General features: G+C 49.0%; 8 protein-coding genes. All 8 read right to left on the bottom strand.

Annotation, left to right across the window (positions count from 1 at the left end; genetic code table 11):
* Positions 1-28: 28 nt before the first annotated feature.
* Positions 29-445 carry a GFA family protein gene (locus VIN66_RS08655; protein WP_331923601.1) on the bottom strand — a complete coding sequence of 139 codons (417 nt, stop codon included), beginning with the start codon at positions 443-445 and terminating at the stop codon, positions 29-31.
* 12 nt (positions 446-457) lie between these two features.
* Complete coding sequence (locus VIN66_RS08650; protein ID WP_331923600.1) at positions 458-895, bottom strand: GNAT family N-acetyltransferase; 438 nt, start codon at positions 893-895, stop codon at positions 458-460.
* Between the two features lie 33 nt (positions 896-928).
* Positions 929-1,351 (bottom strand): hypothetical protein, encoded by a 423-nt coding sequence (locus VIN66_RS08645; RefSeq protein ID WP_331923599.1) that lies wholly within the window; start codon positions 1,349-1,351, stop codon positions 929-931.
* Between the two features lie 202 nt (positions 1,352-1,553).
* Positions 1,554-2,744, bottom strand: coding sequence for a formate-dependent phosphoribosylglycinamide formyltransferase (gene purT / locus VIN66_RS08640; protein WP_331923598.1), 1,191 nt, complete (start codon positions 2,742-2,744; stop codon positions 1,554-1,556).
* Positions 2,741-4,270, bottom strand: a complete 1,530-nt coding sequence (gene gndA, locus VIN66_RS08635; RefSeq protein ID WP_331923597.1) for an NADP-dependent phosphogluconate dehydrogenase — start codon at positions 4,268-4,270, stop codon at positions 2,741-2,743. The genes purT and gndA overlap by 4 nt, the downstream gene beginning before the upstream one ends.
* Before the next feature lie 97 nt (positions 4,271-4,367).
* Positions 4,368-6,428, bottom strand: a complete 2,061-nt coding sequence (gene glgX / locus VIN66_RS08630) for a glycogen debranching protein GlgX (protein ID WP_331923596.1) — start codon at positions 6,426-6,428, stop codon at positions 4,368-4,370.
* 20 nt (positions 6,429-6,448) lie between these two features.
* Entirely contained in the window at positions 6,449-8,638 is a 2,190-nt protein-coding gene (gene glgB, locus VIN66_RS08625) for a 1,4-alpha-glucan branching protein GlgB (protein ID WP_331923595.1), read from the bottom strand.
* Between the two features lie 31 nt (positions 8,639-8,669).
* Positions 8,670-9,242: 4-alpha-glucanotransferase (locus tag VIN66_RS08620; protein ID WP_331923594.1), on the bottom strand; the 573-nt coding region annotated here is incomplete at its 5' end.

Below are 9,242 nucleotides of genomic sequence, written 5' to 3'. Positions count from 1 at the left end.
TAAGTAACTATAAAACGTAGCTGTTTATTTACTTTGCTACAGTACGTTCCGGTTCGAAGCCGTCATAACGCGGCAAAGCGCAGTCTAAGTCTTCCCAGTTTGCTCTGGAAGTATAAAAGTTATGTGATACCGGGCGCTCAGTGATGTCAGAATTTAATATACCAAGGCGCAAACGCACCCGCGCAGGATCAGCCGCATTGCTGCTATACACCGGTGACCCACAGTTACGGCAAAAGTGCCGCAATCGCCCAGGCTTAAACGCAAACTGGCTTAATTTATCGGCGCCTTTTACTACTGCAAAATCTGAAGATTGCACAAAACCATTAGTTGCGAAGGCGGTACCGCTAGATTTCCGGCAAAGTGAGCAGTGGCAGTGAATAATACTGCTGATAGGCCCGCGGATTTCAACCTCTACTTCCCCACACAAACAAGCACCCTGATACATAAATATTCCTTTTTACCGCGTGATTAACGCCAGCATATCTTCATTGTCCTCATCCAACCCTTGCTCAACAAAACCAAAGCTGGCGTAAAAGTTTTTTGCTACCGGATTATTGGGGTTATAACAAATCTCAATCTGCTTAATGTCAGTGTCTTGCTCAATCTCAGCTAACGCCAGCGCCATTGCCTGCCGGCCTATCCCCTGCTGTTGGTACTGCTTATCAACCATAAAACGCCAGATAGATATTAGCTGCGCAGTCTCTTTTACCCACATAAAAAAACCGACCGGCTGCTGAGCAAAATAAATGGCCCTGCAGGTATGGCCGTCGTTATAGGCAGCTTCAACCAGAGACCACATATTACAAGCTACATAAGGCTCTTGCTCGGTAGTAACCTCAAGGTCGCACACCGCTTCATAGTTTTCCTGACTGACTTCACGTAGTGAAATGTTCACTGTTGCTCCTTGTAAAATAAGCGATAATAGAACTCAAAACCGCCAGACAATTTCGTTGCGCAGCGCTTCAACCGCCTTTTTCTGTCTGCCGGCAACGGCAACATACAGAAAACTGCCGTTATCAAGCGGTACACATTTAACCGCTGCTCGGTTTTGCTGATGGTTGCCGTAAACATAGTTACCGTTTTGCATCACAGAGCCAAACTGCATGGTTTCGAGCACCACTTTTCCTTTAGCCGCACATTGTTCTGCAGACAATGTAAGGACTTTATGACCCGACCATAACTGCGGTGTATAAGGCTGCCCTGTGTATACTGTTTTGCTGAGAATCTTCGCTGGCGCAGGAGATGTTGCAACTTTTTGCTCTTCTGGCTCTGGTGCTCCCGGCTTAGTAGCACAAGCCGACAACAATAATACGCTGGTTAGTAGCAGGGCTTTACACATTACATCTGGCACGTTATTCACTCCTTTGTTTTTTTATATGCAAATGAAGGCAATCAATAAACGCCTGCGGTTTATAGTTTCCTGAAAAAGATAATTACCCAATATAAAGGGGGCTTAAGCTGATGCTAGTAAACTTTACCAGTAAAGTGAACAACTTATTTACATCAGCAGACACAAAAAAACCACCCGCAGGTGGCTTTTTACAATTCAAGCGTTACTTTAACGTAACGCTTAGCTTGCTGATTACATTCAGCGCTTTTTGCGTTGCGGCTTCAACGCTGTCATTCAGTGCCAATGCTACGCCCATGCGGCGCTCGCCCTGCACTTCTGGTTTGCCGAATATACGCAGTTCAGTATCAGGTTCGGCTAATGCCGCAGCTAAACCATGGTACTGAATATCGGCACTGTTGCCAGGTACCAACAGCACGGCAGAGGCTGCCGGGCCGTATTGTTTAATTTGTGGTATAGGCAAGCCTAAAATAGCGCGGGCATGCAACGCAAATTCGCTCAGTTGCTGCGATATTAACGTTACCATGCCAGTGTCATGCGGCCGTGGTGATACTTCAGAGAAGTAAACCTCGTCACCTTTGATAAACAACTCAACACCAAACAGGCCACGGCCCCCCAATGCTTCTACTGCGGCTTTAGCATAAGTCTTAGCGGTACTTAGTGCTTTTTCACTCATCACTTGCGGCTGCCAGCTTTCGCGGTAATCACCTTTTTCCTGACGATGACCAATAGGCGCACAGTATTGAATACCGGACACCGAATTGACTGTAAGCAGCGTAATTTCATAGTCAAAATCAATGAAGCCTTCAACTATCACCCGGCCTTTACCGGCACGGCCACCTTCCTGTGCATACAACCAGGCTTTATCCAGATCGGTAGCGCAGCGTAATACACTCTGGCCTTTGCCACTGGATGACATAATAGGCTTAACTACGCACGGATAACCTATGGCATTTACAGCAGCAATGAAGCTGTCTTTATCGCTGGCAAACTGAAACGGTGATGTGGCCAACTTTAGCTCTTCTGCGGCTAACCGGCGGATCCCTTCGCGGTTCATCGTCAGGTTTACCGCTTTAGCGCTAGGCACCACATTAAAGCCGCAGTCTTCCAGTTCAATCAGCACTGAGGTTGCTATGGCTTCTAATTCAGGCACGATAAGTGCCGGTTTTTCGCTGATAACCAGCTGGCGCAGCGCCGCATTATCCAGCATTGACATGACAACTGCTTTATCAGCCACCTGCATCGCAGGCGCATTGGGGTAGCGGTCAACCGCTACTACTTCACAACCATAACGCTTAAGCTCAATGCACAGCTCTTTACCCAGTTCACCCGCACCGAGTAACAGTACTTTGGTGCTGCTGGTAGTGCCCACAGTCCCTATTACAGTGTTCGTCATTTTATTTTCACCATTGGCCGGGCCGGGTTGCTCCAGTCAACATGGAACATACGGCCTTTAGCTTTATCAGTACGCTCGAACGTATGAGCACCAAAATAGTCACGCTGACCTTGCAGTAAATTTGCCGGTAAAACTGCCGTACGGTATGAATCGTAGTAACTTAACGCAGAGCTAAGCGCAGCCACCGGAATACCGGCCAGAGTGGCATTAGCTACAGCCTTACGCCAGTTTTGCTGATAGACAGAGATTTGTTTCGCGAAGAACGGGTCAAGCAGCAGGTTTTCCAGCTCATCATTGCGCTCATAAGCTTCGGTAATAGATTGCAAAAATACCGCCCTGATAATACAACCTGCACGCCATATTTTGGCAATTTCAGCAAAGTTCAGCTGCCAGCCATGCTCGTCTGCCGCGGTTTTCATTAAGTGGAAGCCCTGCGCATAAACACAGATTTTTGCGCAGTACAGTGCATCATGCAGTGCCTGAATAATGTCCTGCTTTTGCTCATTCGAAATCAGGTTTTGTGCCGGGCCGGCCAGTACTGTTGCCGCTTTCACCCGTTCATGTTTCAGCGCTGACAATGAGCGGGCATATACTGCTTCAGCAATAGTGGGTGACGGGCTACCAAGCTGCAGGCTGCTGACGGCTGTCCACAGCCCGGTACCTTTTTGTCCGGCTTTATCCATAATGACATCCACCAGCGGTAAACCGGTCTCTGAGTCCTTAGTCGCCAGCACATCAGCACTGATACCGATTAAATAGCTGTGCAGTTTGCCTTCGTTCCACTGCTTGAACACTTCGGCAATCTCTGCCGCCGGCATGCCTAAAATATCGCGCATTACCTGATAGGCTTCGCAAATCAGCTGCATATCTGCATATTCGATACCGTTGTGCACCATTTTGACATAATGACCAGAGCCGCTTGGGCCGATATAAGTGGCACATGGCTCACCTTCGGTAACCGGGTTGCCGGGCTCGAACCGTTCTATCGGCTTGCCGGTAGCGGGGTCAACTTTAGCAGCAATGGCTTGCCATAAAGGTTTAATACGGGTCCAGGCGTAGGGATCGCCGCTTGGCATTAATGATGGACCAAACCGGGCACCCACTTCACCGCCAGATACCGCAGTAGAGAAGAAGATAAACTTCCCTTCAAAGTCTTTTTCACGCGCAACGGTATCTGTCCACAGGCTGTTACCGGTATCGACGATAATGTCATCCGCCTGAATGCCGGCATCAATTAACTTATGACACACATCATCTACCGGTTTACCGGCCGGTACCGACAGCACGATTAAATGCGGTGCAGACAACCGGGATAATAATTCAGTGTAAGAGCTGCAAGCGATAACGCGGGCGGGCTTGTCGCCCCGCTCAGCTTTGTCCTGTGCCAGCACAGCTTCCAGTTTCTGGTGGTCCAAATCGAACGCGGCAACGCGGTAGCCATTATCCGCCAGGTTCAGAATAAGGTTTTTGCCCATTACACCGGCGCCGACAAAACCGATATCACAAAGTGCAGCTGTGTCTGTCATCTGACATTCCTTCATTATTTTCATTTTTGCCAGCCCGTGCGCAAACACCGGGCAGCACATAAACGGCGCGCATTATACTGAAAACGAGACAATAAACCTACAGCCATACTGACATACTGTGCGCATTCTGCTGGTATTGTTGGGTTGTCCGGCCAGCAGCTTGCAGTAAACCTTTATCAACGCTGGTGTCAAACAGTAACCGGCGCGCTTTGCCGGGCAATGTCAGTTGCAGCGCGTGGCGGTCGGCATTTAACACGCACAGCAGACTGACCTGATTGGTTTTATTGATGATCTGAAAAATACAGCTTAACCGCTCAGGATCATGCCAGTCGTGGGGCTGTTTTTTTTCGCCATCCGGCAGGTACCATTGAATATGATGCTTATCACCGTGTAACTGATAACTGTCATCTAGCAGTGATAATTGCTGTAAACAGCTGTATTTGCGCCGAAATGTCAACATCTGACGGACAAACTGCAGGAAATCCTCTTCATCGCTATCCAGATGCCAATCCAGCCAGCTGATATCGTTATCCTGACAGTAAGCATTATTATTGCCGCGCTGACTGTGGCTTAGCTCATCCCCACCCAGCCAGTGGATCATGCCCTGGCTAAGCAGTAAGGTCGCCACCAGATTGCGCTTGTGTAAATATCGGTTGGCTTTAACTGACGGGTCTTTACTTGGACCTTCGATACCATGGTTACAGCTCAGGTTATGATTGTGGCCGTCGCGGTTTTCCTCACCGTTCAGCCAGTTATGTTTGTCTTTATAGCTAACCAGATCCTGCAGCGTAAAACCGTCGTGGTAGGTCAGATAATTTACGCTGCAGCATGCCGGCTTATGGTGTTTCTGAAAAATATCGCGAGAGCCAAGCAAGCGGGTGGTAAATTCTGGTAGCACACCTTTGTCACCACGCCAGAACGCTCTGAAAGTATCACGGCACTTGTCATTCAATTCAGACCAGTTTGCTGGAAACTGCCCCAGCTGATACCCCATAGGGCCAACATCCCAGGGCTCAGCAATCAGTTTTACAGCCGATAACACAGGGTCTTGTGCGATGATCTGAAAAAAAGCCGCATAAGGGTTAAACCTTTTATGCTCTCTTGCCAGGGTGGTTGCCAGGTCAAAACGAAAGCCATCCACCTGCATTTCGGTTACCCAATAACGCAAAGCATCCATCACCAGCTTTTGTACGGCGGGATGTGCAACGTTCAGTGTATTCCCGCAACCGGTATAATTACATGGTTGGGTAAAATCAGTGATATCTGCATGGCTTTCAAACAGATAATAGTGTTTATTGGCCAGGCCGCGAAAACTCAGCAACGGGCCATCATCCCCCGCCTCCGCAGTATGGTTAAAGACGACATCCAGAATGACTTCAATACCGGCCTGATGATAAGTACGCACCAGGGTTTTGAATTCTGTCACCGCGTCCTGATACTGATAACGCGGATCAGGTGCAAAAAAGCTCACCGGGTTATAGCCCCAGTAGTTTGTTAGCTGCAGTTTAGACAGCCTTGGCTCACTCATAAAGGCCGCCACTGGCAACAGTTGCAACGTGGTAATGCCAAGTTGTTGTAAATGAGCAATGACGGCCGGATGGCACAGCCCAAGATAGGTTCCGCGTAACTCCTCAGGGACGTCAGGGTGCAACATTGTCATCCCTTTAACATGGGCCTCGTATACTACGGTTTTTTCGCGTGCGATCTCTGGTTTAATACTACCTTGCCAGTCAAAATGCTGTGCTTTCAGGATACCTTTAGCCAGCATGTAATGGCTTTTAGTGATATATAACCGTTCGTTAAAGCTGATACTGCGGTTTAACTGGCGCACATAAGGGTCCAGCAGCAAGCGGTCTGCTTCAAACACTAAGCCGTTGTCGCTGTCATAGGGCCCATCAGCTTTCAGGCCATAAAGGGTCCCTTCTTCAATACCGCTTACCTGCAAATGCCAGATTTCACCGGTGCGGGCACTGAAAGCCAGCTCGCCCAACAGCTCTTCGGTGTCAGGCTGATACAAACACAGCGTCAGCGCCGTCGCATCCGGGGCAAATACAGCAAAATTCCATACGCCTGCTTCTGCTTGTTGCTGTTGGAAACTGGCGCCGAGCGGTGAGGCTCTTCCGGCGGATAACTTTAATAGCGGTATATGGTTACTCATAACAAACGGCTTCCCGGCTATCAGCTTTGATGTTTTTTGCGAATATATAAGGTTGCCAGAGGTGGCAGTTGCAGACAAATATGCTGCATTTTACCGTGATAAGGCATCGCGATGCTGTGAAGCGCACTGCCCACTGCATAATTACTGCCCCAGTAATACTCACTGTCGGTGTTTAGAATAACTTCGTAATCACCCTGTTGTTCAACCCCCAACAAAAAATCCGTACGCGGCACTGGTGTAAAATTACTGATCACATAAATCGTATTACCCCGACTGTCGCGGCGCAAAAAACTCAGCGTGCTGTTATCAGCATCCTGATGATCGAGCCAACTGAAACCATCGTGTTGATAGTCCAGCTCGTACAGTGGCGCACAGCGGCGGTACGTTTGGTTCAAATCGCGAAACAGTTGCTGTATGCCCCTGTGCTTATCATACCCGAGCAGGTGCCAGTCCAGACTTTGGGTGTGGCTCCATTCGCGCCCCTGAGCAAACTCATTCCCCATAAAATTCAGCTTCTTTCCCGGGTGAGCAAACATAAAGGCATAATAAGCCCTTAAATTTGCCGCTTGTTGCCATTCATCACCTGGCATTTTATTCAGTAAACTGCCTTTGCCATGCACAACCTCATCATGCGATAGCGGCAAAATAAAATTCTCGTTATAGGCATATACCATCGAAAACGTCAGATCATTGTGATGATAACGCCGGTATGCCGGGTCTTTACTGATGTAACGCAAGCTGTCATTCATCCAGCCCATGTTCCATTTAAAGCCAAAACCCAAGCCACCCATATCTACCGGGCGCGACACCATAGGAAAGGATGTCGATTCCTCGGCGATAGTCATTGCCTTTGGATACTTACTGTAAACTTCGCTATTAAACCAGCGGAAGAAACTTATGGCTTCATAGTTATGATTGCCACCATCAATATTCGGGATCCACTCGCCTTCTTTACGCGAGTAGTCCCAGTACAGCATTGACGCTACAGCATCTACGCGCAACCCATCGATATGAAAATGCTCCAGCCAGTACAAAGCACTGGCAACCAGAAACTGGCGCACATAATCCTTGCCGTAATCATAAATACAGGAGTTCCAGTCAGGATGCCAACCTCTGCGCGGGTCTTCGTATTCATAAAGATGGCTGCCATCAAAGCGGGCCAGACCATGACTATCTTCAGGGAAATGCGCAGGTACCCAGTCAAGAATAACGCCAATACCTGCCTGATGGCATTTATCAACGAAGTACTTAAAGTCATCCGGGTTGCCAAAACGTGATGTCGGCGCGAACAGGCCAAGCGGCTGATAGCCCCAGGAACCATCGAACGGATGCTCCATCACCGGTAACAACTCGATGTGGGTGTAGCCCATATCAAGCACATAAGGGATAAGCTGTTCTGCCAGCTCGCGGTAACTGAGCGGTAGATTATCATCTTGCCGTTTCCAGCTGCCGGCTTGCAGCTCATAAATACTGATAGGGCTGTGTAACGGATTGACCGCTTCGCGGTTACGCCAATCGCTGTCCTGCCATTGGTAGTGATGATGATCAAACACTAACGATGCATGCGATGGATATTGCTCAGCATAAAACGCCATAGGGTCAGCTTTATGCGGCAGCAAGTGGCCATGCTGGTCTTTTATTTCGTATTTGTAACGTACGCCTTGGGCCACTTGTGGCAGCACCAGTACCCAATGCCCGCACTCGGTGCGCTGCATCGGGTGTACCCTGCCATCCCAGCTATTCATATCACCAATGACGCTGACGGCGCTGGCATTAGGCGCATACACGGCAAAACGTGTTGCCGGTATTTTTTTTGTACCCACATCCAGTTCAATCAACTGCGCACCGAGCTGCCGATACAGATTTTCAGGCTGGCTGGCAACATAATGTACCGCATAATACGCTTCATCTTTAAACTGGTATGGATCAAACAGCTGATAATGATAATTGCCTGCCTGCACCTGCAGAATATAGGCTTCAGCTTTGCGTTTTCTACTCAGTTTCAACTCAAACACGCCGTCAAAACCACTGACAGCGGTCAGCTCGCCCAGTATCTTTTTACCATCTGCACTCAACGCCGTGACTGCAGTAGCCTGGGGCAAATACACCCGCAGCAGTAAACCTGTAGCTTTACCCTGCTCTAACGGCTGCCAGCTCAGTAACGAAAATGGCGAGGCGCAGTTGACCTGTTGTAATAACGCTAAACTCATGTCCGATCCTTTCTTATTGTTGTACGTTAAATTACTGCGCTTTACGGATGCGGCTGATGTCGCAAAACAACTGCCGGATGTCCTCGCGCTGGCTCCACTGCTCAAGTGGTTGCGACAGTTTACGCCGCCAGTTTGGGTACTCGGAGCTGGTACCGGGTACATTTACCGGCTGCGTCATTTCCAAAGCATCTTCCAGTTGCAGACAGAGCAGTTGGCTCGACGTTGCTGCCAGATGTCGCTGCAGCGCGTAGTTCAGCGTTTTATCCATACCAAGATGCTCGGTACTGCGCGGATAATCGTGCGGTAAAACCGTGTCTTCGCCAATGCGGTGAGCATGCAACGAATCAAGAATACGCTGTTTATTCGCATGACGCTCACCGTACAGTTGCTGTAACTGTGCCTCATCCTGATATAACCCCAGCTCTTTGCCTAAACGCAAATCGTCACAGTGCCAGAAGCCAATTAATGTCGGCAAATCATGCGTGGTCAGTGTCGACATAGCCTGCTGCGGATAATGCTGCGGCGAGATATAGCCGCCGTCAGCCGCGGTTTCAAAAAAGAACACCCGGTAAGAATACACGCCATAGTCGGACAACAGTTCACG

The organism is Rheinheimera sp. (genome assembly GCF_036568245.1).
GTDB lineage: Bacteria > Pseudomonadota > Gammaproteobacteria > Enterobacterales > Alteromonadaceae > Alishewanella.
Note: the sequence above shows the minus strand (reverse complement) of the source record. Positions and strands in the feature narration are given on the sequence as shown.